The sequence below is a fragment of the Pseudooceanicola nanhaiensis DSM 18065 genome, assembly GCF_000688295.1.
Classification (GTDB): domain Bacteria; phylum Pseudomonadota; class Alphaproteobacteria; order Rhodobacterales; family Rhodobacteraceae; genus Pseudooceanicola; species Pseudooceanicola nanhaiensis.
This window is the reverse complement of sequence record NZ_JHZF01000011.1, coordinates 1,515,557-1,539,181: the sequence shown is the minus strand read 5'-3', so window position 1 is coordinate 1,539,181 and position 23,625 is coordinate 1,515,557. Positions and strand designations below refer to the sequence as shown.

Annotated in this window: 26 protein-coding genes; 16 read left to right on the top strand and 10 right to left on the bottom strand. The window is 67.5% G+C overall.

Annotated features, from left to right (window positions below; translation table 11 throughout):
• Positions 1 to 66: 66 nt before the first annotated feature.
• From Q344_RS0108530 to Q344_RS0108510, 5 genes are all read left to right on the top strand, one after another.
• Positions 67 to 768 (top strand): creatininase family protein, encoded by a 702-nt coding sequence (locus tag Q344_RS0108530; RefSeq protein ID WP_028286321.1) that lies wholly within the window; start codon positions 67 to 69, stop codon positions 766 to 768.
• Positions 769 to 772: 4 nt separating this feature from the next.
• Positions 773 to 1,696 (top strand): isoaspartyl peptidase/L-asparaginase family protein, encoded by a 924-nt coding sequence (locus Q344_RS0108525; protein ID WP_028286320.1) that lies wholly within the window; start codon positions 773 to 775, stop codon positions 1,694 to 1,696.
• A gap of 77 nt (positions 1,697 to 1,773) precedes the next feature.
• A complete protein-coding gene (locus Q344_RS0108520; RefSeq protein WP_028286319.1) occupies positions 1,774 to 3,024 on the top strand; it encodes a flavin-containing monooxygenase in 1,251 nt (416 codons plus the stop codon).
• 27 nt (positions 3,025 to 3,051) lie between these two features.
• Positions 3,052 to 3,480 carry a RidA family protein gene (locus tag Q344_RS0108515; protein ID WP_028286318.1) on the top strand — a complete coding sequence of 143 codons (429 nt, stop codon included), beginning with the start codon at positions 3,052 to 3,054 and terminating at the stop codon, positions 3,478 to 3,480.
• Positions 3,481 to 3,531: 51 nt separating this feature from the next.
• Entirely contained in the window at positions 3,532 to 4,206 is a 675-nt protein-coding gene (locus Q344_RS0108510) for a DUF1028 domain-containing protein (protein ID WP_028286317.1), read from the top strand.
• 9 nt (positions 4,207 to 4,215) lie between these two features.
• Here Q344_RS0108510 and Q344_RS0108505 read toward each other — a convergent pair whose 3' ends face one another.
• Positions 4,216 to 4,530: a phosphoribosyl-ATP diphosphatase gene (locus Q344_RS0108505; RefSeq protein ID WP_028286316.1), complete on the bottom strand. Its 315-nt coding sequence runs from the start codon at positions 4,528 to 4,530 to the stop codon at positions 4,216 to 4,218.
• The gene (gene hisF, locus Q344_RS0108500; RefSeq protein WP_028286315.1) at positions 4,527 to 5,288 is read right to left on the bottom strand and encodes an imidazole glycerol phosphate synthase subunit HisF; all 762 of its coding nucleotides are present in this window, start codon (positions 5,286 to 5,288) and stop codon (positions 4,527 to 4,529) included. Before hisF ends, Q344_RS0108505 begins: the two co-directional genes overlap by 4 nt.
• Positions 5,289 to 5,383: 95 nt before the next feature.
• On the opposite strand from hisF, the gene Q344_RS26075 reads away from it, so the two are divergent.
• Positions 5,384 to 5,521 carry a hypothetical protein gene (locus tag Q344_RS26075; protein ID WP_156954651.1) on the top strand — a complete coding sequence of 46 codons (138 nt, stop codon included), beginning with the start codon at positions 5,384 to 5,386 and terminating at the stop codon, positions 5,519 to 5,521.
• A gap of 3 nt (positions 5,522 to 5,524) precedes the next feature.
• On the opposite strand, the gene Q344_RS0108490 is transcribed toward Q344_RS26075, so the two are convergent.
• A complete protein-coding gene (locus tag Q344_RS0108490; protein ID WP_051630405.1) occupies positions 5,525 to 5,806 on the bottom strand; it encodes a hypothetical protein in 282 nt (93 codons plus the stop codon).
• Positions 5,803 to 6,525: a 1-(5-phosphoribosyl)-5-[(5-phosphoribosylamino)methylideneamino]imidazole-4-carboxamide isomerase gene (gene hisA, locus Q344_RS0108485; protein ID WP_028286313.1), complete on the bottom strand. Its 723-nt coding sequence runs from the start codon at positions 6,523 to 6,525 to the stop codon at positions 5,803 to 5,805. The genes Q344_RS0108490 and hisA overlap by 4 nt, the downstream gene beginning before the upstream one ends.
• A 124-nt stretch (positions 6,526 to 6,649) precedes the next feature.
• On the opposite strand from hisA, the gene Q344_RS0108480 reads away from it, so the two are divergent.
• On the top strand, positions 6,650 to 7,033 hold the full coding sequence (locus Q344_RS0108480; protein ID WP_156954650.1) for a DUF2147 domain-containing protein: 384 nt from the start codon (positions 6,650 to 6,652) through the stop codon (positions 7,031 to 7,033).
• A 77-nt stretch (positions 7,034 to 7,110) separates the two neighbouring features.
• Here the strand turns inward: Q344_RS0108480 and hisH are convergent, their stop codons facing one another.
• From hisH to Q344_RS0108465, 3 genes are all read right to left on the bottom strand, one after another.
• On the bottom strand, positions 7,111 to 7,749 hold the full coding sequence (gene hisH / locus Q344_RS0108475) for an imidazole glycerol phosphate synthase subunit HisH (protein WP_028286311.1): 639 nt from the start codon (positions 7,747 to 7,749) through the stop codon (positions 7,111 to 7,113).
• 4 nt (positions 7,750 to 7,753) lie between these two features.
• Positions 7,754 to 8,341, bottom strand: coding sequence for an imidazoleglycerol-phosphate dehydratase HisB (gene hisB, locus Q344_RS0108470; protein ID WP_028286310.1), 588 nt, complete (start codon positions 8,339 to 8,341; stop codon positions 7,754 to 7,756).
• A 632-nt stretch (positions 8,342 to 8,973) separates the two neighbouring features.
• Positions 8,974 to 9,696 (bottom strand): sensor histidine kinase, encoded by a 723-nt coding sequence (locus Q344_RS0108465; protein WP_028286309.1) that lies wholly within the window; start codon positions 9,694 to 9,696, stop codon positions 8,974 to 8,976.
• Positions 9,697 to 9,881: 185 nt separating this feature from the next.
• Between Q344_RS0108465 and Q344_RS0108460 the strand changes: the two genes are divergently transcribed.
• The gene (locus Q344_RS0108460; RefSeq protein ID WP_028286308.1) at positions 9,882 to 10,544 is read left to right on the top strand and encodes a response regulator; all 663 of its coding nucleotides are present in this window, start codon (positions 9,882 to 9,884) and stop codon (positions 10,542 to 10,544) included.
• A 15-nt stretch (positions 10,545 to 10,559) separates the two neighbouring features.
• Positions 10,560 to 11,168 carry a response regulator gene (locus Q344_RS0108455; protein ID WP_028286307.1) on the top strand — a complete coding sequence of 203 codons (609 nt, stop codon included), beginning with the start codon at positions 10,560 to 10,562 and terminating at the stop codon, positions 11,166 to 11,168.
• Between the two features lie 412 nt (positions 11,169 to 11,580).
• On the opposite strand, the gene Q344_RS23490 is transcribed toward Q344_RS0108455, so the two are convergent.
• Both Q344_RS23490 and Q344_RS0108440 read right to left on the bottom strand, forming a co-directional pair.
• Complete coding sequence (locus tag Q344_RS23490) at positions 11,581 to 14,430, bottom strand: chemotaxis protein CheB (protein WP_036538508.1); 2,850 nt, start codon at positions 14,428 to 14,430, stop codon at positions 11,581 to 11,583.
• Positions 14,431 to 14,446: 16 nt separating this feature from the next.
• A complete protein-coding gene (locus Q344_RS0108440) occupies positions 14,447 to 14,923 on the bottom strand; it encodes a MarR family winged helix-turn-helix transcriptional regulator (protein WP_028286305.1) in 477 nt (158 codons plus the stop codon).
• A 243-nt stretch (positions 14,924 to 15,166) separates the two neighbouring features.
• On the opposite strand from Q344_RS0108440, the gene ectA reads away from it, so the two are divergent.
• The 4 genes from ectA to Q344_RS0108420 all read left to right on the top strand — a co-directional run bounded on the left by ectA (position 15,167) and on the right by Q344_RS0108420 (position 18,952).
• Positions 15,167 to 15,697, top strand: coding sequence for a diaminobutyrate acetyltransferase (gene ectA, locus Q344_RS0108435; protein ID WP_028286304.1), 531 nt, complete (start codon positions 15,167 to 15,169; stop codon positions 15,695 to 15,697).
• Positions 15,698 to 15,771: 74 nt separating this feature from the next.
• The gene (gene ectB / locus Q344_RS0108430) at positions 15,772 to 17,064 is read left to right on the top strand and encodes a diaminobutyrate--2-oxoglutarate transaminase (protein WP_028286303.1); all 1,293 of its coding nucleotides are present in this window, start codon (positions 15,772 to 15,774) and stop codon (positions 17,062 to 17,064) included.
• A gap of 4 nt (positions 17,065 to 17,068) precedes the next feature.
• Positions 17,069 to 17,470: an ectoine synthase gene (locus Q344_RS0108425; protein WP_028286302.1), complete on the top strand. Its 402-nt coding sequence runs from the start codon at positions 17,069 to 17,071 to the stop codon at positions 17,468 to 17,470.
• Between the two features lie 45 nt (positions 17,471 to 17,515).
• Positions 17,516 to 18,952 carry an aspartate kinase gene (locus Q344_RS0108420; RefSeq protein ID WP_028286301.1) on the top strand — a complete coding sequence of 479 codons (1,437 nt, stop codon included), beginning with the start codon at positions 17,516 to 17,518 and terminating at the stop codon, positions 18,950 to 18,952.
• 75 nt (positions 18,953 to 19,027) lie between these two features.
• Here Q344_RS0108420 and Q344_RS0108415 read toward each other — a convergent pair whose 3' ends face one another.
• Positions 19,028 to 19,843, bottom strand: coding sequence for an isocitrate lyase/PEP mutase family protein (locus tag Q344_RS0108415; RefSeq protein WP_028286300.1), 816 nt, complete (start codon positions 19,841 to 19,843; stop codon positions 19,028 to 19,030).
• Positions 19,844 to 19,947: 104 nt separating this feature from the next.
• Between Q344_RS0108415 and Q344_RS26070 the strand changes: the two genes are divergently transcribed.
• The 3 genes from Q344_RS26070 (at position 19,948) to cimA (ending at position 23,600) form a co-directional block, all read left to right on the top strand.
• Positions 19,948 to 20,142 carry a hypothetical protein gene (locus Q344_RS26070; protein WP_156954648.1) on the top strand — a complete coding sequence of 65 codons (195 nt, stop codon included), beginning with the start codon at positions 19,948 to 19,950 and terminating at the stop codon, positions 20,140 to 20,142.
• Positions 20,143 to 20,392: 250 nt separating this feature from the next.
• A complete protein-coding gene (cysS, locus tag Q344_RS0108410) occupies positions 20,393 to 21,763 on the top strand; it encodes a cysteine--tRNA ligase (protein ID WP_028286299.1) in 1,371 nt (456 codons plus the stop codon).
• 208 nt (positions 21,764 to 21,971) lie between these two features.
• On the top strand, positions 21,972 to 23,600 hold the full coding sequence (gene cimA, locus Q344_RS0108405; protein WP_028286298.1) for a citramalate synthase: 1,629 nt from the start codon (positions 21,972 to 21,974) through the stop codon (positions 23,598 to 23,600).
• The last annotated feature ends 25 nt before the right edge of the window (positions 23,601 to 23,625 follow it).

The following is a 23,625-nucleotide window of genomic DNA, read 5'->3' as shown; positions in this document are numbered from 1 at the left end:
TTCCCTCTGGCGGCCCGAGCCCCGACGCGGCATTCATGCCGGGACGAGGGCCGACAGGGGGACAAAATGCTGATTTCCGAAAGCAACTGGGGCGAGATCGAGCGCTACCTCGAGACCGACGACCGCTGCGTCCTGCCTCTGGGATGCACCGAGCAGCATGCGCAGCTGAGCCTCGCGACCGACTCGATCCTCGCCGAACGGGTCGGGCGCGACGCGGCCGCGCCGCTCGGCGTGCCGGTCTTCCCGGCGGTGGCCTATGGGCTCACACCTTATTTCATGGCCTATCCCGGCACCGTGACGCTGCGGCTCGCGACCTATGCCGCGCTGGTGCGCGACATTCTCGACAGCCTCTACGCGACGGGCTTCCGCCGGGTGCTGATCGTGAACGGCCATGGCGGCAACACCCCCGTGCAGCCGGTGACGATGGAATGGATGCAGGCCAACCCGGGCGCCCGCTGCCGCTTCCACGACTGGTGGCGCGCGCCGAAGACCTGGGCCTGCGTGCAGGAGATCGACCCGGTCGCGAGCCACGCGAGCTGGATGGAGAACTTCCCCTGGACCCGGCTGGCAGGGCGGGAGATGCCCTCCGGGCAGAAGCCCTTCGTGGCCTTCGACCGGCTGCGCGACCGCAATGCCGAAGGCGTCCGCGCGCTGATCGGGGACGGCAATTACGGCGGGCTCTACCAACGGCCCGAGGAAGACACCGACCGTCTCTGGGACGTGGCGGTCAAGGAAACCCGGGCGCTGCTCGAAGGGGAATGGGAGTAACGACATGCCCTACGCACTCGCGATCCACGGCGGCGCCGGGACGATCCTGAAATCCGCGATGACCCCCGAGAAGGAGGCGGCCTATCACGCAGCCCTCGCCCGCGCGCTCGAGGCCGGAGAGGCGGTGCTGCGCGAGGGCGGCGCGGCGCTCGACGCGGTGACGGCCGCGGTCTGCGCGCTGGAGGACGAGCCGCTCTTCAACGCCGGGCGCGGCGCGGTCTTCACCAGCGAGGGCAGACAGGAGATGGACGCCTGCATCATGGACGGGCGCGACCGTGCCGCCGGTGCCGTCGCGGGCATCTTCGGCCCCCGCAACCCGATCCGCGCCGCCCGCGCGGTGATGGAGCGCACGCCGCATGTCTGCCTGATCGGCCCGATGGCGCTGCAGGTCGCGCAGGAGGCCGGACTGCCCTTCGAGGCGGAGGCGTATTTCTTCACCCAGTCCCGCTGGGACGCGCTGCAGGACACGCTCGCGATGCGCGCGCGGGGCGAGGAGAGCGACGATCCGGCCCGCCGCCATGGCACCGTGGGCGCGGTGGCGCGCGACCGGGACGGGAACCTCGCCGCCGCGACCTCGACCGGCGGGATGACGGCGAAGCTGCCGGGCCGCGTCGGCGACACGCCGATCCCCGGCGCGGGCTGCTTCGCCGACAACGCCACCTGCGCCGTCTCGGGCACCGGCCACGGCGAGGTGTTCATCCGCTACACCGCCGGGGCCGAGATCGCCGCCCGGATGCGCCACGCGGGCGAGACGCTCGATCAGGCGGCGCGCCACGTGGTGATGGAGGATCTGGGCCGCAACGACGGCTCGGGCGGGGTGATCGCGGTCGACCGGGACGGCACCCTGGCGCTGCCCTTCAACTGCGAGGGCATGTACCGCGCCAGCGTGCGCGAAGGCGCGGCACCCGAGACCGCGATCTACCGCTGATCGGCGTGCGCGGGACTTTCCGCTTTCCACTTGCGGCGCGAGGCCCCAGTCTGGCCGCCGGCAGCAGGACGGGGACCATGACACGGGAACGGATCGACACGCTCGTCGTCGGAGCAGGGCAGGCGGGGATCGCCATGAGCGAGCACCTGAGCGAGATGCAGATCCCGCACCTCGTGTTCGAACGCGACCGGGTGGCCGAGGCGTGGCACTCGAAACGCTGGGACTCGCTCGTGGCGAACGGCCCGGCATGGCATGACCGGTTCCCCAACCTCGCCTTCGACGACGTCCATCCCGATGCCTTCCCGCCGAAGGCACGGATGGCGCGCTATTTCGAGGATTACGCGCGGATGATCGACGCGCCGATCCGCACCGGGGTCGAGGTGACGCGCGTGCGCCGCTGCGACGGGCGGCCCGGCTTCCGGGTCGAGACCTCGGCGGGCGAGATCGAGGCGCAGCGCGTCGTCGCGGCGACCGGCCCGTTCCAAGTCCCTTCCATCCCCGCGATCGTGCCCGACGGGGCGGGGGTGACGCAGCTCCATTCCTCGTCCTACCGCAGCCCGGAGGCGCTGCCCGAGGGGGCGGTCCTGGTGGTCGGCGGCGGCGCCTCGGGCTGCCAGATCGCGGAGGAGCTCTGTCTTGCCGGGCGCGAGGTCTACCTGTCGATCGGCGAGCATTACCGCCCGCCGCGCGCCTATCGCGAGCGCGATTACGTCTGGTGGCTGGGCGTGCTTGGCAAGTGGGACGAGATCACGACCACGCCGAAGAAGAAGCACGTGGCCTTTGCGGTGAGCGGCTACGACGGCGGGCGCACGGTCGATTTCCGCCGGCTCGGCCACATGGGGATCACCGTTCTCGGCATGACCGAGGGCTGGGACGAGGGCGTGCTGCGGATCGCGGACGACCTCGGCCGGAACCTGCAGGAGGGCGACCGCGCCTATCTCGAGGTGCTGCGCGAGGCCGACGACTATGTCGCCCGCACCGGCATCGACCTGCCGCCCGAGCCCGCGGCCTGGGAGATCACGCCCGATCCGGATTGCGTCACGACCCCGATCCGGCAGCTCGACCTCGCGCAAGCCGGGATCGGCACGATCATCTGGGCCACGGGCTTCCGCTTCGATTTCGGCTGGCTGCAGGTCGGCGCCTTTCACGAGGACGGCACGCCGTGGCACAAGCGCGGCATCTCGGCCGAGCCGGGGATCTACTTCCTCGGCCTGCCGGACCTGACCAACCGGGCCTCGTCGTTCATCTACGGCTGCTGGTATGACGCGAAGTACATCGCGACCCACATCGGGGTGCAGCGCAATTACCAGGCCTACGAAAAGAGCTGAAACCCAACCACGGGAAGGACCCGATCCATGGCGCATTACCGTCACCGCAGGTTCAACACCCGCGACACCTATCCCGAGCAGAAGCTCGACAACGACCTCGCGCAGGCCGTGGTCGCCCGGGGCGGCACGACGATCTTCCTGCGCGGCCAGTGCCCGCAGGACCTCGACACCGCCGAGAGCATCTCCAGCAGCGACCCGGTGGCGCAGACCCACAAGGTGATGGCCAACATCCGTCAGCTGGTCGAGGAATGCGGCGGCCGGATGGAGCACGTGACGAAGCTGGTGGTCTACCTGACCGACGTGCGCCACCGCGAGGCGGTCTATCGCACGATGGGCGATTACATCAGGGGCGTGCACCCGGTCTGCACCGGGCTCGTCGTGGTGGCGCTCGCGCGGCCCGAATGGCTGGTCGAGATCGACGCCACCGCGGTGATCCCGGACGGGGACGCGGCGTGAGCCGCCCGAAACCGCCGGGCTGCGGCCCGGCATCCGCTGACCGGAGGTGACATGACCTTTTCCATCACGGGCCGCTGTTCGACGACCGGCATGTTCGGGGTGGCGATCTCGTCCTCCTCGCCCGCCGTGGCCGCGCGCTGCGCCTTCGCGCGCGCCGGAGTCGGGGCGGTCGCGACGCAGAACGTGACCGATCCGCGGCTCGGGCCGCAGGCGCTCGACCTCATGGAACGGGGCGCGACGGCCGAGGAGGCTCTGGCGATCCTGGCGCGGACCGGCGCGCATATGGACTGGCGGCAGGTTCTGGCCGTCGGCACCGCGGGCGCGCCCGCGATCCTGTCGGGCGCGCAGGTGCTGGGCCTCTGGGCCGAGGCGCGCTGTCCCGACGCCGCCGCGGCGGGCAACCTGCTGGCCGACGCGGGCGTGCCCGGGGCCATGACCGACCACTTCCACACTGCCGCCGGCCACCTCGGCGCGCGCCTTCTGGGCGCCCTGCGCGCCGGGCTCGATGCCGGGGGAGAGGCCGGGCCGGTCCATTCTGCGGGCCTCCTGCTGGTCGACAGCCAGAGCTGGCCGCTGGCCGAGCTGCGCATCGACTGGACCGAGGATTGCCCGATCTCGGCGCTCGAGGCCGCCTGGGCGGTCTACGAGCCCCAGATGGAGGATTATGTGACCCGTGCCCTCGACCCCCGCGCGGCGCCCTCCTACGGTGTGCCCGGGAACGAGTGACGGGGAGGGTCAGCCCCCGCGCGCGGCCTTCTCGGCGATGCCCGAGGTGCCTTCGCGCCGGGCCAGTTCGGCCTCGACCTCGGCCAGCGTCACGTCGCGGGCCGCGAGCATGACGAGCAGGTGGTAGAGCACGTCCGCCGCCTCCGAGGTCAGCCGCTCGCGGTCGCCCTTCACCGCCTCGACGATGGCCTCGATCGCCTCTTCGCCGAATTTCTCGGCGCATTTCTCCGGCCCCTTGGAGAGCAGCTTCGCGGTCCACGAACTGTCCGGATCGGCGCCGCGGCGGGCCATCACGGTGGCCGCAAGGTCGTGCAGCGTGCTCATGTCAGCCTCATCGGGATACCGGCCGCGGCCATGTGCGCCTTGGCCTCGGCGATGGTGTGATCGCCGAAATGGAAGATCGAGGCGGCGAGCACGGCCGAGGCATGGCCCTCGGTGATCCCCTCGACCAGGTGGTCGAGCGTGCCGACGCCTCCGCTCGCGATGACCGGCACCGGCACCGCGTCCGAGATCGCGCGCGTCAGCGGCAGGTTGAAGCCCGCGCGCGTTCCGTCGCGGTCCATCGAGGTCAGCAGGATCTCTCCGGCGCCCTTTTCCGCCATCTTCACGGCGAATTCGACGGCGTCGATGCCCGTCGGCTTCCGCCCGCCGTGGGTGAAGCACTCCCACTTGCCCGGCGCCACGGTCTTCGCGTCGATCGCCACCACGATGCATTGCGCGCCGAAATGGTCCGCGGCCGCGGCCACCACGTCGGGATTGGCCAGCGCGGCGGAGTTGAAGCTGACCTTGTCCGCCCCGGCGAGCAGCAGGTTGCGCACGTCCTGCACCGTCCGCACGCCGCCGCCGACCGTCAGCGGCACATAGCAGCTTTCGGCGGTGCGGGTGACGACCTCGAACATCGTGCCGCGGTTCTCGTGCGTGGCGTGGATGTCGAGGAAGCAGATCTCGTCCGCGCCCGCCGCGTCATAGGCGCGGGCGGCGTCCACCGGGTCGCCCGCGTCGCGCAGGTCGACGAAGTTCACGCCTTTCACGACGCGGCCGTCGGCCACGTCCAGGCAGGGGATGATGCGGGTCTTCAGCATGTCCGTCTCATAGGCGAGCGCGTGCCGGCCGTAAAGCGGCGGCGGAACCGGGGCAGGGGGGACGGGTTGGTTTCCTGCAACGGAAAGGAAAGGTCTTGAAGGAAGTCATCGTCCTGATCGCGTTTGTCGTCAGTATTCTCGCCGCCAACATGTTCCCCGGCACGCCGGGCCATCCGCCCGAACCCCACAATGTCGCCGAAGCGGCGCCGTCGCCGCTGGACGGGCCCGGCTGAGGCTCAGCCCCGCCGCCGGATCAGGTCGCGCAGGCCCATCACCCCGAGGATGATCACGAGGATGAAGGCCACGGGCAGCGTCAGCAGCATGAACCAGCCCGAGACGAAAAGCGTCGAGAGCGTTTCGCCGTAATCGACGCCGTTCACGACGCAGGGGTTCGAGAACCCTTCGTGCAACGTGCAGCCGTTCCATTGGGCGAACCAGCTCGAGGCCACCACCGCCACGAGCGGCAGGAAACAGACCGCGAGCGCTGTCAGCAGGACCGCGCGGGTCGCCCGTTTCACCCTTTCAGAGCCTGAAGCGCCGCGCCGAGATCGAGCGCGCCGTCATAGAGCGCCCGCCCCGAAATCGCGCCGTTCAGCTCCGCGCCGCAGTCGCGCAGCGCGATCAGGTCATCGAGCGAGGAGACCCCGCCGCTCGCGATCACGGGGATCGCCACCGCGCGCGCCAGGGCCGCGGTCGCTTCGATGTTCGGGCCCTTCATCGCCCCGTCGCGCATGATGTCGGTGTAGATGATCGCTGCGACGCCCGCGTCCTCGAAACTGCGGGCAAGCTCGGTGACCTCGACATTCGTTTCCTCGGCCCAGCCCCGGGTCGCGACCCTTCCGTTGCGGGCGTCGATGCCGACCGCCACCTTGCCCGGAAAGGCCGCTGCGGCCTCGCGCACGAGCGCAGGGTTCTCGACCGCGACCGTGCCGAGGATGACCCGCGCCAGCCCCTTGTCCAGCCAGGCCTCGATGGTCTTCATGTCCCGGATGCCGCCGCCGAGCTGGGCGGGCACCCGCGTTTCGGCCAGGATCGCCTCGACCGCCGCCGCGTTGACCGGTGCGCCGGCGAAGGCGCCGTTCAGGTCCACGAGGTGCAGCCATTCGCAGCCCGCCGCCACGAAGGCCCGCGCCTGCGCGGCCGGGTCGTCGTTGAAGACCGTGGCCTTGTCCATCTCGCCGTGCAGCAGCCGGACGGCTTGCCCGTCCTTGAGGTCGATGGCGGGGTAGAGGATCATGGCGCGCTCCGGTCTTTTCGGGATGGCGGGGCTGTCGCATGACGTGACGCAATTTGCAATCGGACTTGTCCGGGCGCCGTTCCCCCGCAACACTCGGCCCGCACGAGTCACGGGAGGACCCCTCATGCTGAAACGCCTCGCCGCCGCCGCGGCGCTTGCCCTCACTGCCGGCGCGGCCTCTGCCGATCCCGTCGAGGGCATGTGGAAGACCGAAGTCGACGACGGCGCCTATGCGATCGTCCGGATGGCGCCCTGCGGTGCGAAGATCTGCGGCACCATCGCCCGGACCTTCAATTCCGGTGGCGAATACAAAAGCCCGAGCATCGGCAAGGCCCTGGTCTGGGACATGGAGCCCCAGGGCGGCGGCGCCTATGCCAACGGCAAGATCTGGCGACCGTCGAACGACAAGGTCTACAAGTCCAAGATGCAGATGTCGGGCGACAATCTGAAGGTCTCGGGCTGCATCGGTCCGATCTGCCTCGGGCAGAACTGGACCCGGGCCCGGTGATCGGCTGAGAGTGCGGGGACGGGCTCAGGCCCGGCCCGCATCGCCTGATCCGCGTCTTTCCGGGTGGGTGTCCGCCGTCACGGTGTCCAGGCGAGGAAATTCGCGATCAGCCTGAGGCCGGTCTGCTGGCTCTTCTCCGGGTGGAACTGGGTGCCGATCATCGTGTCCCGCCCGACGATCGCGGTGATCGGCGCGCCGTACTCCGCATGGGCCAGAAGCTGGGTCCGGTCGCTCACGCGCATGTGGTAGGAATGCACGAAGTAGGCGTGCTGCCCGGTCTCGATCCCGTCAAGAACCGGGTGCGGCTGGTCCACGACCAGATCGTTCCAACCCATGTGCGGCACCTTCAGCGCCGGGTCGGCGGGCCGGATCCGCTCGACCTCTCCGTCGATCCAGCCGAGGCCCGCCGTCTCGTGGTATTCGTGGCCGATGCGCGCCATCAGCTGCATGCCGACGCAGATGCCGAGGAAGGGCCGGGCCTTGACCTCGACCGCCTCCTTCAGCGCGTCGAAGAGGTTCTCGCGCCCCTTCAGCGCCGCACAGCAGGCCGGGAAGGCGCCATCGCCCGGCAGGACGATCCGGTCGGCGCGGGCGACATCCTCGGCCCGGTCCGAGACGATCACCTCACCGCCGCCGGTCTCCCGCGCCATGCGCTGGAAGGCCTTTTCGGCCGAGTGCAGGTTGCCGCTTTCGTAGTCGATCAGGACGGTCAGCATCGGCTCAGAGCGCGCCCTTGGTCGAGGGGATCGCGTCGGCCTTGCGCGCGTCGGTCTCGACCGCCTCGCGCAGGGCGCGTGCGACGGCCTTGAACGCCGCTTCGGCGATGTGGTGGGAGTTGAAGCCGTGCAAGGCGTCCACGTGCAGCGTGATGCCGCCGTGGGTGCTGAGCGCCTGGAAGAATTCGCGCACCAGCTCGGTGTCGAAGGTCCCGATCTTGGGCATCGGCAGCTCGACGTTCCACACGAGGTAGGGCCGGCCGGAAAGGTCGAGCGCCGCCCGCACCAGCGCGTCGTCCATCGGCAGCAGGCAGGCGCCGTAGCGCCGGATGCCGCGCTTGTCGCCGAGCGCCTGCGCCAGAGCCTGCCCGATCGCGATGCCGGTGTCCTCGACCGAATGGTGGTCGTCGATGTGCAGGTCCCCGTCGCATCGCACCTGCATGTCGATCAGCGAATGACGGGCGAGCTGGTCGAGCATGTGGTCGAAGAACCCCACGCCGGTGCGGTTGTCATACTGCCCGGTGCCGTCGAGGTCGATGCGGACCGTGATCTCGGTCTCCGCCGTCTTCCGCGTGATCTCTGCCTTGCGCATGGTGCCTCCGACGCCGCTGACGGGGGCCTTATAGGAGGCGGGCCGCCGGGAGCCAAGGGAGCGCTGCGCTTTTGGTGCACCCTGATGCAGGGTGGACAACGGAACGGGGCTGGCGCGGGTGAGGCTTGTCTTCTTCTGTCGATGCTCCATCCGCAGTCGTGGTTCCGCGGAGCACTGGGAGACGGGTATCTTGCTTTCGGCGTTTGGCGATTGGCTCTCCGCGCTTTTCCCGGTTCCAAGTTCCAAGTTCCAAGTTCCAAGTTCCAAGTTCCAAGTTCCAAGTTCCAAGTTCCAAGTTCCCGGTTCCAAGTTCCCAGTTCCCACAGCCCTCAGCCCTCAGCCTTGAGCGCTTTGCGCCGTGCCCCTTGCTCATCGCTCTGCGCTTCGGTTTCTGCCCGCGGCGCTGCACGACCGTTATTGACGCGCCTGCTCCCATTCGGGCGATGACGTCGGATTTCGCCCGTCCGGGTCACGACCCCGCCTGCGGTCCCGAGGCATCGCTTCGCATCGTCTCGATCTGCAGCCTGCTCTCCCACTTCCATCGGTGCCTGCCGTTACGCCGCGTCGAACCTGGTCCGCCCTCCACTGCCTTCCGGCAACGTCTTCCGTTGCGGCCTGCTGTCTTCACATCCTCAATTGACCAAATCCTCCCCTTGCGGCAGGTGGATCGAAACGCACAGTCCACGGCCCGCGCGAACGTGCTCTAGGCCGATGACCCCGCCCGCCGCCTCGACGATCTTGCGGGCCAGCGCGAGCCCCACTCCGCTGCCCTCGCATGCGTCCCGTGGCCTGAGCGTGGTGAGAAGCTCGAACGCCTTCTCGCGGTACTCTTCCGCGATGCCCGGCCCGTCGTCCTCGATCCGGATGCGCGCGTCAGGTTCGGAGGAGCTTACGATCCGCACGTGACCTTCGGGACGATCGCGATGCTTGACCGCGTTCTCCAGCAGCGCGGAGAAGAGCCGCGTGGCGTCCTCGTGCGGCAACGTGACAGCACCTTCCGCCTGATCCAGATCGAGTTCTACCGTGTCCGGCGGGCTCAGAGCCTTCCAGCAGCGCTCCGCTATGCTGCGGATGTCTTCCGTCACGGGCGGGCTGGAGAGCCTGCCGACACGCGAGAATTCCCGCAGGTCTATCAGCATCCGATCGCCCCGCAGCGCCTGGGTCGTCAGCATCTCCAGATGGGCATATACTTCCGCCGGCACCTCCGCGTTGTTCAGGTCCTCGGCGATCCAGACCGGGATCGTCTTGAGCGCCCGGAAGCAGGCGCGCAGATCATGGGTTATGAGATACAGATATGTCTCGAAGCTGTCCTCCGCACCGCCTGCCTTTTCAAGGTGACCCGCATCCGCCGTCATCGTCGCGTCCTCCGCCGGGAAGGACTAGGTCGAAAGGTCTCAACACGACGTAAAGACCGTCGGCAGGCTGCTCCGAATTTTAGACAATTCGGTCTCACCTGAGGCGCGTCCGTTAACGTCCGGCTCACCGCTCGCCCCCTAGTGTCCTTTCAAACGACAGGAACCACCGCGGCAAGGAGGCTGAGATGATCCCGACGGCACAGGAATGCACGCCGCGCCGCGGCGCCTTGTTCCATCCGCTGGAGATGCCGCACACGCCGGACGACCCGGTCGAAGTGCTGCTGCTCGAAGATTCGCGTTTCGATGCGGCGACACTGGAACGCGAGTTCGGCCGCACGGATCTGAAGGTGAATGTGACGGTGACGGAGGACCTGACGGCTTACAGCGTGGCCATCAGGGAGCGCCGTTTTGACGTCGTGTTGCTGGATTACGTGATCCCGGACGGCGACGGGCTCGCCGCCTGCGCGCTTCTGAGCGGGACGCCGCGGAATGCGGATGTGCCGAGAGTCATGATCTCGAACGAGGTTCGCCACGACATGGCAGTCGCAGCGCTCAAGTCGGGCTGCCTCGATTGCCTGCCGAAAGAGAGCCTGGGCCCCGACATGCTGCGCGATCTCTTGATCCGCGCCGTGGGCGCCCGGCCACGCTGGACTCCACATCTGCTGAATGAAATCCGCACGCTGGTCCGGGAAGAACTGGCATCTGCCAGCGTGCCGGTCGACCTGTCGCAGGTACAGTTCGCGCTCGCAGCCATCGGCATAACGGCGCCAACAGGGCACAAGTCGGACTGGGGGTCGATTTTCCAGGAAGAGGAGACTGCCTTTGTCTTTCGAAAGCAAACTCACTGAATCGGACGGTGCACGATGAGCGCGCTCGCCCTGTCCCAAATGCCGGCAGTGGAAACGCCGAAGGCCGACTCGCTGACCTGCGCGGTCGTCGATGACAGCCTGATCGACCGCTACCTCATCTGTCACGCGCTGAAGGAAGTGTTCGACGACAGCGTCACCATCGAATTCGCCACTGCGACGGAGGCGCGCCGATACTTCGAAGCCGGCGCCGTGGACGTGATCCTTGCCGATCGCATCCTGCCGGACGGCGATGGCGCGGATTTCGCACTCTCCCCGCCCGAGGGCGCGGCCGTGCTCCTCCTCTCCGGAGAGGATTGCGGAGACATCGCCGACCGCCTCGGGGCGACCGGTCGATCCCGCTTCCTGCACAAGGACGACCTCAGCGGCGCGCGGCTTGCCGAGGAATTGGCGGTTTTGTTGAAGGCCCGCAAGGAGGCGGGGTCCGAACAGCAATCCGCGTCGAGGCCGTCGGAACCAGGCCATACGCTGTCGCCCGTCACCCGGGGACTGCGATTGCTTCGAACCGTCCGGGCGAGCAAGGACCGGGCCGGTCAGCCGGAAATGGCAGAGCTGCTGACGGAGGTCGAGCGCATCCTGATCGAACTCAAGCCTCGGGAGCACTGAAGATGGCGAGCGGGTTCGCTTGCCGACTCCGGGGTGGCCCGGGGACGTGGCGCCCTCGCACGGACAGGAGACCCTAGGCGTGGGTCACTTCGCCTTCGCTCTGCCGGCGGACGCGGCAAGTGATCCGGCATGTTCTGCCTTCTCCGCCGGTTGGCAGAACGACCTCGGTTTCGAACTCGGTGCCATCGGACATGGCGGCCTCGAAGCGCTTCGCCTGCGAGCTCCGGTCTTTCTTGGGCAATGGCGGGAGCATCTCATCGAGCGTAGGCTCATGACCGGTCCGCTCAGGCCCGAGAAGGTTGCGGAGGTTCCGGCTCGAGACCATCCGACCCCTGCTGCGATTCAGGGAAAAGAACGCCGACCCGGTGCCCTCCTGCGCCAGGTCGACCGGGTGCAGCAGCTCGGTGCCGACCTACCGGTCCCTTTCGGCGAAGACGCCGATCAGGGCTACCGGCCGGCCGGTGGCGTCGAGCTGCGCCGTGCCCCGGGCCTCCACATGGGCCAGCCGCCCATCCTCGCGCCTTATGCGCAGGCGGAAGGTGAAGGGCTCCCGCGTCGCGATGGCGTTTTCCATCGCCCTGTTCACCACCTGCAAATCCTCTGGAAGGTAATATCCGAGGGCTTCATCCAGTGTCGGCATGCCCTTTTCACGGGGCCGGCCGTGGATCGCGAAGACCCGCTCGGACCAGGCAACCTCGTTCGTCGCCAGGTTCAACTTCCAATGGCCAACGCCCGCCATTGCCTCGACCATCTGCATCTTCGCGATCAGTTCCTCGCTGTCGATCTCGGAAATGACGATGGTCACGCCGCGCAGGTCCCGGGCCTCGTTGAAGTAGGGCATCGAGCGGAGGGAGACGAAGGTGCTGCCGGCCTGAAAGTGCATGACCTTCGCCTCACGCGACTGGAAGGTCTCGGAGGCGATCTGGACCAGAGACGGATAGCCTTCGGGCACCTGGCATTGCGACAGGTGCATCCTTTCGAGGCCCTCGGTGATCTGGAACCTCTCGCGCGCATGGGCCGAACTGCGCGAAATCTGCAGCGCATTGTCGATGACGAGGATGGAAAGCGGGGCGGTCTGGAGCACGGATTCAAGGTCCTGCCGCACGCCTTCCAGCTCCGATGCGTTGATCTGGAGCTCCTCGTTGACCGTCAGAAGCTCTTCGTTGGAGCTCTGCAGTTCCTCGTTGGAGGTCTCGAGTTCCTCGTTTGTCGCCTGCAGGTCCTCGTTCGTCGATTGCAGCTCCTCGTTCAGCGATTGCTGCTCCTCGTTGGAGGTTTGCAGTTCCTCGATCGTCTGCTGCAGCGCCTCGCGGGTGGAGGCCACGTCGGCCTCGAGCTGGCGCAGCTGCGACAGGTCGGCCGGCTCGGCCGCGGCCTCGGCCTCCGCGGGGTCGATGTTCAACGTGTGGATCGCGAGGAGCGTATAACTCTCGCCACCCTCGGACAGCTTGATCGGGAAGGCCTCGAGGTAGGCGTGGGTCTGGTCCGGGCCGGGCATCTCGTGCCGCGCGCCGCGCCGCCGTTCCCGCCGCTTCAGGGCGACGGAGCACAGGCTTGGCGCCTCTTCCCGAAGCGGGCTCTTGAGAAGCGAAAGCGACAGGTCGAGGCGGGACTCCTCGTGCAGCTCCACGAAGGCGGAGATGTTGCCGAAGACCCGGATGATGTCGTGAGCGCCGGTCACAAGCATGGCGTTCGTGCCGATGGACCGGGCCAGCCCCTCGAACATTTCCTTGTGGATGTTGGTCGAGGGTTGCGGCGGCTTCTGATGCTGACGGGTCGCGCCAAGCCAGCGGGGCGGCGAGAGCTGGAACTCCCCGATGCGGGAGGCAACGCCCTTCCGCGCGAGGCTGCGCTTGCGGAAGATGCGGTTCCGGTCCGACACGATCTCGTAATCCATCTGCATCGGCCCGATCGTTTCGGAGGTGCCGAGGAACAGCAGGCCGCGCGGGTTCAGCGCGTAATGGATGCGGTTCAGCACGCGCTCCTGCAGCTTCGGCTTGAAGTAGATCAGCAGGTTGCGCAGCGACACGAGGTCGATGTTGATGAAGGGCGGGTCCTGAAAGACGTTGTGGTGCGAGAAGAGGATCAGCTGCTTGAGACCCTGCTTCACGGTCACCTTCGTGCCGTCGCGATCGAAGTACCGGTCGAGCAGGGAGGGCGGGATATCGTCGACGGCGGAGGACGGGTAGATGCCGCGCCGGCCGATCCTGAGGGCGGATTCGTCGATGTCCGTGGCGAAGATCTGGATCTGGCGCTCGCCGAGCGCATCGAGCCCGCCGAAGGCCTCGGCGATCAGGATGGCGATGGAATAGGCCTCTTCGCCGGTGGCGCAGCCGGCGACCCAGACGCGCATCGTCTCGCCCTCGGGGCGGTTGTCGATGAAGGCGCGAAGCTCGATCCCCAGCCGTTCGAACTGGTTGGGATCGCGGAAGAAACGGGTGACGGAGATCAGCAGGTCGGCATAGAGCGCGTCGACCTCGGCCGCGTTGTTCCGGCAATGCTTCACGTATTCCTCGTAGCCCGACATGCCGAGCGCGGTCATGCGCCGCTGGATGCGGCGCTGGACGGTGTTGTCCTTGTATTCGCGGAAATCGACCTGCGTGCGGGCGAGGAGGATCTGCAGAAGCTCGGACCGCTCGCCGGGCATTTCATCCAGCTTCTGAAGCGAAGACAGGTCGCGCGGGTGCGCCATGATCTTCTTCAGATGCTCGCCGATCTGTTCGGGCGAGAGCACGAGGTCGATGCATCCGGTCTCGACCGCGGAGGCGGGCATGCCGTCGTATTTCGCCGTGGACTGGTCCTGGGCCAGCGTGATCCCGCCGGCCTCGCGCACGGCCTGCACACCGTAGGACCCGTCGGAGCCGGTGCCGGACAGCACGATGGCGATGCAGCGCTCGCCGATCTCGTCGGCAAGGGAATAGAACAGGCGGTCGGCGGAAGGCTTGGGGCTGCCGGGCCGCCCCGCCGGTTCCGAGAGCCGGAGCATCCCCTGCTGGAAGATGACGTCCTTGTTGGGCGGCGTGACGTAGATCGTGTCGGGCGCGGGCACGGTGTCGGCGCTCAGCTCCTCCACCGGAAGCTCGGTTTCGCGTGCCACGAGGACGGACATCAGGCTCTTGTGGGAGGGCGACATATGCTGCGCGATGACATAGCTCGCGCCCGTCTTCCGGGGCAGGGCGTGGACCAGGGCGGTAATCGCCTCGAGCCCGCCGGCGGAGGCGGTGATGCCGATGATCCACGGCGTATTCGTGTCGTCCTTCATGACCTCTCCCGCGCGCTCACTGCGCCTTGCCGAACTCTCCGAGGTCCAGAACGGGGGAGGCGTCCAGCCCGTCGGCATCCAGCATCGCCGCCACGCGTTCGAGCGACGCGACGATCATCGCCTGTTCCCAATCCTCCAGGGCCTCGAAATTCTTCACATAGCGTTGCTGCAACGGATCCGGCGCATCGTCGACCGCCTCGGTCCCGCGCGGCGTGATGCAGACGTTGGTCTGCCGGCGGTCGGTTTCGGACCGCCTGCGCTCGACCAGCTGCCGTTCGACCAGCTTGTTGATGAGCGCCGTCATGGTGGCCTGGGTCACGCCCATCCGGTTGGCGATGGCCGTGGGCGTGGCATGCCCGTTCTCCGCGATGATCTGGAGGACGCGGAACTGCACGGCCGTCATCCCGGCCTCTTTCGCAAGGCGGCGGCCGTAGAGCTCGGTCGCCCGCAGGATGCGGCGCAGGGCGATCAGGGAGATGTCTGTGCGGTCCATGCGCGATCCATGAGAATGTTCCCATCCTCATACGGCGCGCGCATGTCCTGTTCAACAAGATCCGTACCCTGTGCTGGCTCAGGACCTGCGTGACACTAAGTGGTTAACGAACCGTTAACAAACAAAAAGCTAAACAAATTCAGTGAAATTTGCTTCCGGGGAAGAAAATTGCTTAGCCTGTTGAAATACACTTGGTTGAGACTATACTTAGTAAGGCGAAGCAATAAGGAGGCACCGAGAGCCGTGCATACAGTCAAATCCACAGAGAAAGGCCCGAAGCCGATCCTGCGGAAGCCGAATGGAGAAGACGGCTCTTCCGTGTGGGAACTTATCCGCGAGTGCAAGCCGCTGGACGAGAACTCCATGTATTGCAACCTGATCCAGTGCGATCATTTCGGTGAGACCTGCGTGCTTGCCGAGCTTGATGGCGATGTGGTCGGCTGGGTCTCGGGCCATGTCGTTCCCGACGAACCCGACACCGTCTTCGTGTGGCAGGTCGCCGTTTCCGAAAAGGCGCGCGGCCTCGGCCTTGGCACCCGCATGCTGTCCACGCTTCTCGCGCGCGACGCCTGCGACCAGGTCACGAAGCTGAAGACCACGATCACCAAGGACAACGAGGCCTCTTGGGCCCTCTTCCGCCGCTTCGCCGAGAAGCGGGGCGGAACTTTGTCCAGTGAAGCGCATTTCAAGAAGGATGACCATTTCGATGGAAAGCATTCCACCGAACACATGGTCACCATCCGCTTCGCGGAACCGCTGAAACGAGCTGCCTGAGCTGGGCGGGGTCCCCGGAACCTCCGGGGGCCATTGCTCGGGCCCGTTGCGAAATCAAACCGAAGGAAAATGTTATGTCGACTGACACGTCAGCCGAACCGAATATCTTTGAACGTCGTGAAAGCGAAGCGCGCTCCTACTGCCGCTCCTTCCCGACCACTTTCACCAAGGCGCAGGGTTCGGTCATGACCGACGCCGAGGGGAACGAGTACATCGATTTCCTCGCCGGCTGCTCCTCGCTGAACTACGGCCACAACGACCCGGACATGAAGGCGGCGCTGATCGAGCACATCTCGAACGATGGCATCGCCCATGGTCTGGACATGTACACCGCCGAAAAGGCGAAATTCCTCGAGGCGTTCGAGACGCACATCCTCGAGCCGCGCGGCATGGACTACAAGATCATGATGACCGGCCCGACCGGCACCAACGCCGTCGAGGCGGCGATGAAGCTCGCCCGCAAGATCACCGGCCGGAAGAACATCATCGCCTTCACCAACGGCTTCCACGGCATGACCATGGGCGCGCTGTCGCTGACCGGCAACGCCGGCAAGCGCGGCGGGGCCGGCGGCGGCCATCTGGGCGACGTCACCCATCTGCCCTACGACAAGTCGCTGGGCGACACCGACACGCTGGAGCTGATCGAGGCGATGCTCGAGAACGGCTCCTCGGGCGTGGACGCGCCGGCGGCCTTCATCTTCGAGCCGATCCAGGGCGAGGGCGGTCTGAACGCCGCGTCCAAGGAGTGGATGGAAGGGGTCGCACGGCTGGCCAAGAAGCACGGCGCCATGCTGATCGTCGACGACATCCAGTCGGGCATCGGCCGGACCGGCACCTATTTCGGCTTCGAACATACCGAGATCGAACCCGACATGATCACCCAGGCGAAATCGCTTTCGGGCTTCGGGCTGCCCTTCGCGGCGCTCCTGATCAAGCGCGAGCATGACATCTGGAAGCCGGCCGAACACAACGGCACCTTCCGGGGCAACACCCATGCCTTCGTTACCGGCCGCGTCGCGATCGAGAAGTTCTGGGCCGACGACAGCTTCCAGAAGGAGCTGGCCGAGAAGGACGCGCTGATGAAGAAGCGCCTGACCGAGATCTCCGAGATCGTTCCGGGCTCCAGGCTGAAGGGCCGCGGCCTGATGCGGGGCGTGGATGTCGGTTCCGGCGACCTTGCCGGCGAGATTTGCGCGAAATGCTTCGAGAACGGGCTTATCATCGAGACGTCGGGCGCCGACGACGAGGTGGTGAAGGTGCTCTGCGCGCTGACGATCCCGACCGAGACCCTGAACAAGGGCTTCGACATCCTCTTCTCGGCCGTGCGCGACTGCGTGCCCGCCGAACAACCCATGGCAGCGGAGTAACAAAATGATTGTCAGAGATTTCGACGATATCGTGGCGAATGAGAAGGACCGCGTGGTCTCGGATGCCAAGTGGACCTCCGTGCGGATGCTGCTGGCCGGCGACGGCATGGGTTTCAGCTTCCACATCACCTTCCTCGAGGAAGGTTCGGAGCACACGTTCCACTACAAGAACCACTTCGAGAGCGTCTATTGCATGAAGGGCAAGGGCCGGATCACCGACCTTGCTACCGGCGAGACGCACGAGATCAAGCCCGGCACCATGTATGCGCTGAACGAGCATGACAAGCACACGCTCGTCGCCGACGAGGAACTGGTCATGGCCTGCTGCTTCAACCCGCCCGTGAGCGGTGACGAGGTGCACCAGGAAGACGGTTCCTACGCCGCGCCGGTTGCCGAAAACGCCTGACCATTCCCAAGAGGAGCGCCGGGGGAGAGCCCCGGCGCAACGAAATTGACACAGTCAAATCATACCGTCGAAAAGATCGGCGGCACATCGATGTCGCGCCTGAACGAACTCCTCGGCACGCTCTTCATCGGCGACCGGAAGGGGCAGGCGCTCTACAACCGCATCTTCGTGGTCTCCGCTTTCGGCGGGATCACCAACCTGCTGCTCGAGCACAAGAAGACCGGGGAACCGGGCGTCTATGCGCTCTTTGCCAATGCCGAGAACGATCAGGGCTGGTCCAACGGGCTGAACCGGGTCTCCGAGGCGATGAAGGAGGCGCATCGCGAGGTGCTGGAGCATCCGGCCGACGTCAGCGACGCGGACGATTTCGTGCGCGACCGGCTTGATGGGGCGCGCAACTGCCTGATCGACCTGCAGCGCCTGTGCTCCTACGGCCACTTCCGCCTGAGCGAGCACATGCAGATCATCCGCGAGCTTCTCTCGGGGCTGGGCGAGGCGCATTCCGCCTTCGTCACCACGCTCATGCTGAAGCGGGCCGGGGTGGACGCGCGGTTCATCGACCTGTCCGGCTGGCGCGACGACCGCGAGCTCGACCTGCGCGAGCGGATCCAGACGGCGCTGAAGGACGTGGACGTGAGCCGCGAGATGCCCATCGTCACGGGCTACGCGCAATGCGTGGAAGGGCTGATGCAGGAATACGACCGCGGCTATTCCGAGGTCACCTTCTCGCGCATCGCCTCCCACACCAAGGCGCGCGAGGCGATCATCCACAAGGAGTTCCACCTGAGCTCCGCGGACCCGAACCTCGTGGGCGACCATGTGCGGAAGCTGGGCCACACCAACTACGACGTGGCCGACCAGCTGTCGAACATGGGGATGGAGGCGATCCACCCGAAGGCCGCGAAGACGCTGCGCCAGTCGGAGATCCCGCTGCGCGTGACCAACGCCTTCGAGCCGGAGGACCCGGGCACGCTGATCGACGACCAGCCGGCCGAGAGCCCGGCGGCCGAGATCGTCTGCGGCCTCGATGTCTATGCGCTCGAACTGTTCGAACAGGACATGGTGGGCGTGAAGGGCTATGACGCCTCGACGCTCGACGTGCTGAAGCGCCACAAGGTCCGGATCGTGTCGAAGTCCTCGAACGCGAACACGATCACCCACTACGTCGACGCGTCGCTCAAGACGATGAAACGGGTGGAGCGCGATCTGGAGGAGATCTATCCGAACGCCGATCTCTCCGTCCGCGCGCTGGCCATCGCGTCGGTCTTCGGGCGCGACATGCGTGGCCTGCGGGTTCTGACCCGCGGTCTGGAGGCGCTGGAAACCGCCGAGATCGAGGTCGAGGCGCTGCACCAGACCACACGTTCGGTCGACGTGCAGTTCGTCGTCGGCCGCGACGACCGGGACCGTGCGATCAAGGCGCTGCACGACGCGGTCGTGGCCGCGCCCCCGTCGGCGAAAGAGACACAGGCGGCAGCCTGACCGCCCTCGGGCCGCTGTCTTTGTGCCGCCCCCGCAGCCTTCGGTGCGGGGGCGGCGTCGTATCCGGGCGCGTGATCAGGTGACGCTCTTCAGCATTGCGTCGACCTTCGCCCCCGAGACCGAGTTCTTCAGCAGCGAGAAGCTGCCTTCCTCCAGCATTTCCTCGGCCGCCTCGATCAGCGCCCGGTGCGTGACCCGCGCGAGCGAACCGCCGAGCGACAGCCGCGCCACGCCGATCCGGGCGAAATCCTCGCGCGTGTAGCTCGCGAACGGGCCCGAGACGAGCGCGTTCACCGGCGCCGTGGTCTCGCGGCAGATGCGTTCGAGATCCTCGAAGGAGGGCGGCAGGGGGGCATAGAGGCAATCGGCCCCGGCGGCCTCGAAGGCCTTCAGCCGTCTCAGCGCCTCGTCGGTGTCGTAGCTGCCCTGCAGGATCCCGTCGGCCCGGGCGACCAGCACGAAATCACGCGGCAACGCCCTCGCGGCGGCCACCGCGGCCGCGATCCGTTCGACGGCGAGGTCGAAGGCGTAGGCGCCGGAGCCGGGCAGGGCGGTGTCCTCGATCGAGATGCCGGCAAGCCCGGCCTCGGCCGCGAGGCGCACGGTCTCGGCGCAGGTGTCGGGGTCGTCGCCGAACCCGTTCTCGAAATCGCCCGAGACGGGCAGGGGCGTGGCCGCCACCAGCGCCTCGGCATGGGCGAGCGCCTGATCGCGGGTCGTGCCGCCGTCGGGCGCACCCAGGGTGAAGGCGAAGGCCGAGGAGGAGGTCGCCAGCGCCTGTGCGCCGAGCGCCGCCAGCACCTTCGCGGAGCCGAGGTCCCAGGCGTTGCAGAGCACGAAGGGCTTGCCCTTCTGGTGAAGCGCGCGGAAGGCGGGGCCGGGATCGTGCATGGGAAGTCCTCCGTAGGGTGTCGCCCTGCAGGCTGCGGTCGGGTCGGCGCTCGGGCAAGTGAAAAACGCCGGCCCGGGGGGCGGGGCGGGAAAGCGTCATGTGCATGGACGTGACCCTGCCCGATTGGCGCGCGGTGATCGCCGACGGTCACGGCGATGCGGATGCGCCGGCCGCCATGCTGCGGGAGGCGGGGCGGCCGGGTGCCGAGGCGGTGGTTTCCCCGAGCGATCGCTTCGGCGGCCCGACCCGCCGGGGGGCGCTGCCCCCCGGACCCCCCGGAGTATTTCCGGAAAGATGAAGAGGCAGGGGCGCGGGGCCTTTTCCCCGCCGGGAGGGGTCGGCGCGCCTGTCGCGGATCCTGCGCCTGCCGGAGGGTCAAATCAAGTCTTGGCAGGGCGGCGCTTTCGGTCTATGCCAGCCTGCATGAAGACGACCTGCATCATCATCTGCTGCATCATTACCTGCTGACATCGTCAAGCGGGCCGTCTCCTTCGTAATCTCCCAGGATATGTCGACCGGCCCGCGGTGAAACCGCGCGAGGATCCGACATGGCCGAGATCAGGCTGACCAATACGCTGACCCGGACGAAGGAGGTGTTCACCCCCATCGATCCGAAGAACGTGCGCATGTATGTCTGCGGGCCGACGGTCTATGACCGGGCGCATCTGGGCAACGCGCGGCCCGTGGTGGTCTTCGACGTGCTCTACCGGCTGCTGCGGCATGTCCATGGCGCCGAGCACGTGACCTACGTGCGGAATTTCACCGACGTGGACGACAAGATCAACGCGCGCGCGGCGCGGGACGGACGCGACATCCGCGCCATCACCGACGAGACCATCGGCTGGTATCACGAGGACATGGACGCCCTCGGCACCCTGCGGCCGGATGTCGAGCCCCGGGCGACGGAGCACATCGGCCAGATGATCGCGATGATCGAGGGGCTGGTGGCGGCGGGCCATGCCTACGAGGCGGAGGGGCACGTGCTCTTCGCCGTGGAGAGCTATGCGGGCTACGGCCGGCTCTCGGGCCGTTCGGTCGAGGACATGATCGCAGGCGCCCGGGTCGAGGTCGCGCCCTACAAGCGCAATCCGATGGATTTCGTCCTGTGGAAGCCTTCGACGGAGGACCTGCCGGGCTGGGAGAGCCCCTGGGGCCGGGGGCGCCCGGGCTGGCATATCGAGTGCTCGGCCATGGCGAAGGAGCTTCTGGGCGAGAGCTTCGACATCCACGGCGGCGGCAACGACCTGATGTTCCCGCACCACGAGAACGAGATCGCGCAGAGCTGCTGCGCGGCGCCGGGGGCGGGCTTCGCGCGGGTCTGGCTGCACAACGAGATGCTGCAGGTCGAGGGGAAGAAGATGTCCAAGTCGCTGGGCAACTTCTTCACCGTGCGGGATCTGCTGGACCGGGGCGTGCCGGGCGAGGTGATCCGCTTCGTGTTCCTCGGCACGCATTACCGCAAGCCGATGGACTGGACGGAGAGGAAGGCCGGAGAGGCCGAGGCGGTGCTGCGGAAGTGGCGCGGGATGGTCTCGGGTGTCGAGGCAGGTGCAGTGCCTGAGGCGGTGCTCGCGGCCGTGGCCGACGATCTGAACACCGCCGGGGCGGTGGCGGAGATGCACCGGCTGGCGGCCGAAGGCGACGTGGCCGGGCTCAAGGCGGCGGGGGCGTTCCTCGGGTTGCTGACGGAAGAGATCGGGGCCTGGGCCGAGGGTCCGGCGGTCGATCTCTCGGGGCTGGAGGCCGAGTTGGCGGCGGCGCGCGAGGCGGCGATGGCGTCCAAGGATTTCTCCCGCGTGGACGAGATGAAGGCGGCGCTCGTTGCCGCCGGGGTCGAGGTCCGGATGAGCAAGGCCGGGGTGGAACTGATCCCCGGACCGGGCTTCGATCCGGCGAAGCTGGAGGGGGTGTCGGAATGATGGTTCGGGCCGATAGCGGGCTGAAGCCCGGCCGGATGAGGATCGCTCTGGACGGAGCAGGCGGCGAGGTGAACCCCGTCGTGCCCGGCGTGCCGCCGGGCGGTGCGGCTCAAGCCGGGCGCGATTTCCTCACGGGAGGTCGGCAGGACAGTGAATGGCGCGTGGACCCGCGCCCCGCGTGCCGCGTATCGGATCGGGAGCAGGTCGCATGACGGAACGCCTCTATCTCTACGACACCACGCTGCGGGACGGGCAGCAGACCCAGGGGGTCTCCTTCTCCACGCCCGAGAAGTTCCGGATCGCGGCGGCGCTCGACCGGCTCGGCGTCGACTACGTGGAGGGCGGCTGGCCCGGCGCGAACCCCACCGACAGCGCCTTCTTCGAACAGGCGCCGGAGCTGAAGGCCACGCTGGCGGCCTTCGGCATGACCAAGCGGGCAGGCCGCTCGGCCGAGAATGACGACGTGCTGGCGGCGGTGCTGAACGCGAACACGCCGGCCGTCTGCATCGTCGGCAAGACCCACGATTTCCACGTCGAGAAGGCGCTGGAGATCACGCTCGACGAGAATGTCGCCAATATCCGCGAGAGCATCGCGCACCTCGTGGCGCAGGGCCGCGAGGCGCTGTTCGACGCGGAGCATTTCTTCGACGGCTGGAAGGCGAACCGGGACTACGCGCTGGACTGCATCCGGGCGGCGCATGAGGCCGGGGCCCGCTGGGTCGTGCTCTGCGACACCAACGGCGGCACGCTGCCGGTGGAGATCGGGCGGATCGTGGCGGAGGTGATCGCGGCCGGGATCCCGGGCTACCGGCTGGGCATCCACACGCATAACGACACGGCCAACGCGGTCGCGGGCTCCCTGGCGGCGGTCGATGCGGGGGCGCGGCAGATCCAGGGAACGCTGAACGGCCTCGGGGAACGCTGCGGCAATGCCAACCTCGTCACGCTGATCCCGACGCTCTTGCTGAAGGAGCCCTATGCGAGCCTCTACGAGACCGGCGTCAGCCACGCGGCGCTGCGCGAGCTCACCACGATCTCGCGCCAGCTCGACGACATCCTGAACCGCGTGCCGACCAAGCAGGCGCCCTTCGTCGGGGCCTCGGCCTTCGCGCACAAGGCGGGGCTGCATGCCTCCGCGATCCTGAAGGCGCCGGAGACCTACGAGCATGTCGACCCGGCCCTGGTCGGGAACGAGCGGGTGATCCCGATGTCGAACCAGGCCGGGCAGTCGAACCTGCGGCGGCGGCTGGCGGAGGCGGGGATCGAGGTCGAGAAGGGCGATCCCGCGCTCGGCCGGATGCTGGCCGAGGTGAAGGAGCGCGAGGACCGCGGCTACACCTACGACAGCGCGCAGGCCTCCTTCGAGCTGCTCGCCCGGGAGGAGCTGGGCGTGATGCCGCGCTTCTTCGAGGTCGAGCGCTACCGGGTGACGATCGAGCGGCGGCGCAACGCGGCGGGCAAGCGGATCTCGCTCTCCGAGGCGGTGGTGGTGATCGAGGTGGACGGCGAGCGGCGGATGTCGGTCTCGGAAAGCGTCGATGCGGACGGGTCGGACCGCGGTCCGGTGAACGCGCTGGCCAAGGCGCTGGCCAAGGACCTCGGCCCGCTGCAGGAGGCGATCGAGGACATGCACCTCGTCGACTTCAAGGTGCGGATCACCCAGGGCGGGACCGAGGCGGTGACCCGGGTCATCATCGACAGCGAGGACGCCTCGGGGCGGCGCTGGTCGACCGTCGGGGTCTCGCCCAACATCGTGGACGCGAGCTTCGAGGCGCTGACGGATGCGATCCGCTGGAAGCTCCTGCGCGAGACGGGCGCGGCGCGGCGGACCGCCTGACAGGGGACGGCGCGTGCCGGGCCCG

Bases quoted from the DNA above. Each gene is read 5' to 3' on its own strand.
- Q344_RS0108525 (WP_028286320.1), top strand. From the start codon at position 773: ATGCCCTACGCACTCGCGATCCACGGCGGCGCCGGGACGATCCTGAAA.
- Q344_RS0108425 (WP_028286302.1), top strand. From the start codon at position 17,069: ATGATTGTCAGAGATTTCGACGATATCGTGGCGAATGAGAAGGACCGC.
- Q344_RS0108415 (WP_028286300.1), bottom strand. From the start codon at position 19,843: ATGCACGATCCCGGCCCCGCCTTCCGCGCGCTTCACCAGAAGGGCAAG.
- Q344_RS0108460 (WP_028286308.1), top strand. From the start codon at position 9,882: ATGATCCCGACGGCACAGGAATGCACGCCGCGCCGCGGCGCCTTGTTC.
- hisA (WP_028286313.1), bottom strand. From the start codon at position 6,525: ATGATCCTCTACCCCGCCATCGACCTCAAGGACGGGCAAGCCGTCCGG.
- Q344_RS0108455 (WP_028286307.1), top strand. From the start codon at position 10,560: ATGAGCGCGCTCGCCCTGTCCCAAATGCCGGCAGTGGAAACGCCGAAG.
- Q344_RS0108510 (WP_028286317.1), top strand. From the start codon at position 3,532: ATGACCTTTTCCATCACGGGCCGCTGTTCGACGACCGGCATGTTCGGG.
- Q344_RS0108505 (WP_028286316.1), bottom strand. From the start codon at position 4,530: ATGAGCACGCTGCACGACCTTGCGGCCACCGTGATGGCCCGCCGCGGC.
- hisH (WP_028286311.1), bottom strand. From the start codon at position 7,749: ATGCTGACCGTCCTGATCGACTACGAAAGCGGCAACCTGCACTCGGCC.
- Q344_RS0108520 (WP_028286319.1), top strand. From the start codon at position 1,774: ATGACACGGGAACGGATCGACACGCTCGTCGTCGGAGCAGGGCAGGCG.
- Q344_RS0108515 (WP_028286318.1), top strand. From the start codon at position 3,052: ATGGCGCATTACCGTCACCGCAGGTTCAACACCCGCGACACCTATCCC.
- Q344_RS26070 (WP_156954648.1), top strand. From the start codon at position 19,948: ATGGACGTGACCCTGCCCGATTGGCGCGCGGTGATCGCCGACGGTCAC.
- cysS (WP_028286299.1), top strand. From the start codon at position 20,393: ATGGCCGAGATCAGGCTGACCAATACGCTGACCCGGACGAAGGAGGTG.
- Q344_RS23490 (WP_036538508.1), bottom strand. From the start codon at position 14,430: ATGAAGGACGACACGAATACGCCGTGGATCATCGGCATCACCGCCTCC.
- hisF (WP_028286315.1), bottom strand. From the start codon at position 5,288: ATGCTGAAGACCCGCATCATCCCCTGCCTGGACGTGGCCGACGGCCGC.
- hisB (WP_028286310.1), bottom strand. From the start codon at position 8,341: ATGCGCAAGGCAGAGATCACGCGGAAGACGGCGGAGACCGAGATCACG.
- ectB (WP_028286303.1), top strand. From the start codon at position 15,772: ATGTCGACTGACACGTCAGCCGAACCGAATATCTTTGAACGTCGTGAA.
- Q344_RS0108480 (WP_156954650.1), top strand. From the start codon at position 6,650: ATGCTGAAACGCCTCGCCGCCGCCGCGGCGCTTGCCCTCACTGCCGGC.
- Q344_RS0108440 (WP_028286305.1), bottom strand. From the start codon at position 14,923: ATGGACCGCACAGACATCTCCCTGATCGCCCTGCGCCGCATCCTGCGG.
- Q344_RS0108530 (WP_028286321.1), top strand. From the start codon at position 67: ATGCTGATTTCCGAAAGCAACTGGGGCGAGATCGAGCGCTACCTCGAG.
- cimA (WP_028286298.1), top strand. From the start codon at position 21,972: ATGACGGAACGCCTCTATCTCTACGACACCACGCTGCGGGACGGGCAG.
- Q344_RS0108465 (WP_028286309.1), bottom strand. From the start codon at position 9,696: ATGACGGCGGATGCGGGTCACCTTGAAAAGGCAGGCGGTGCGGAGGAC.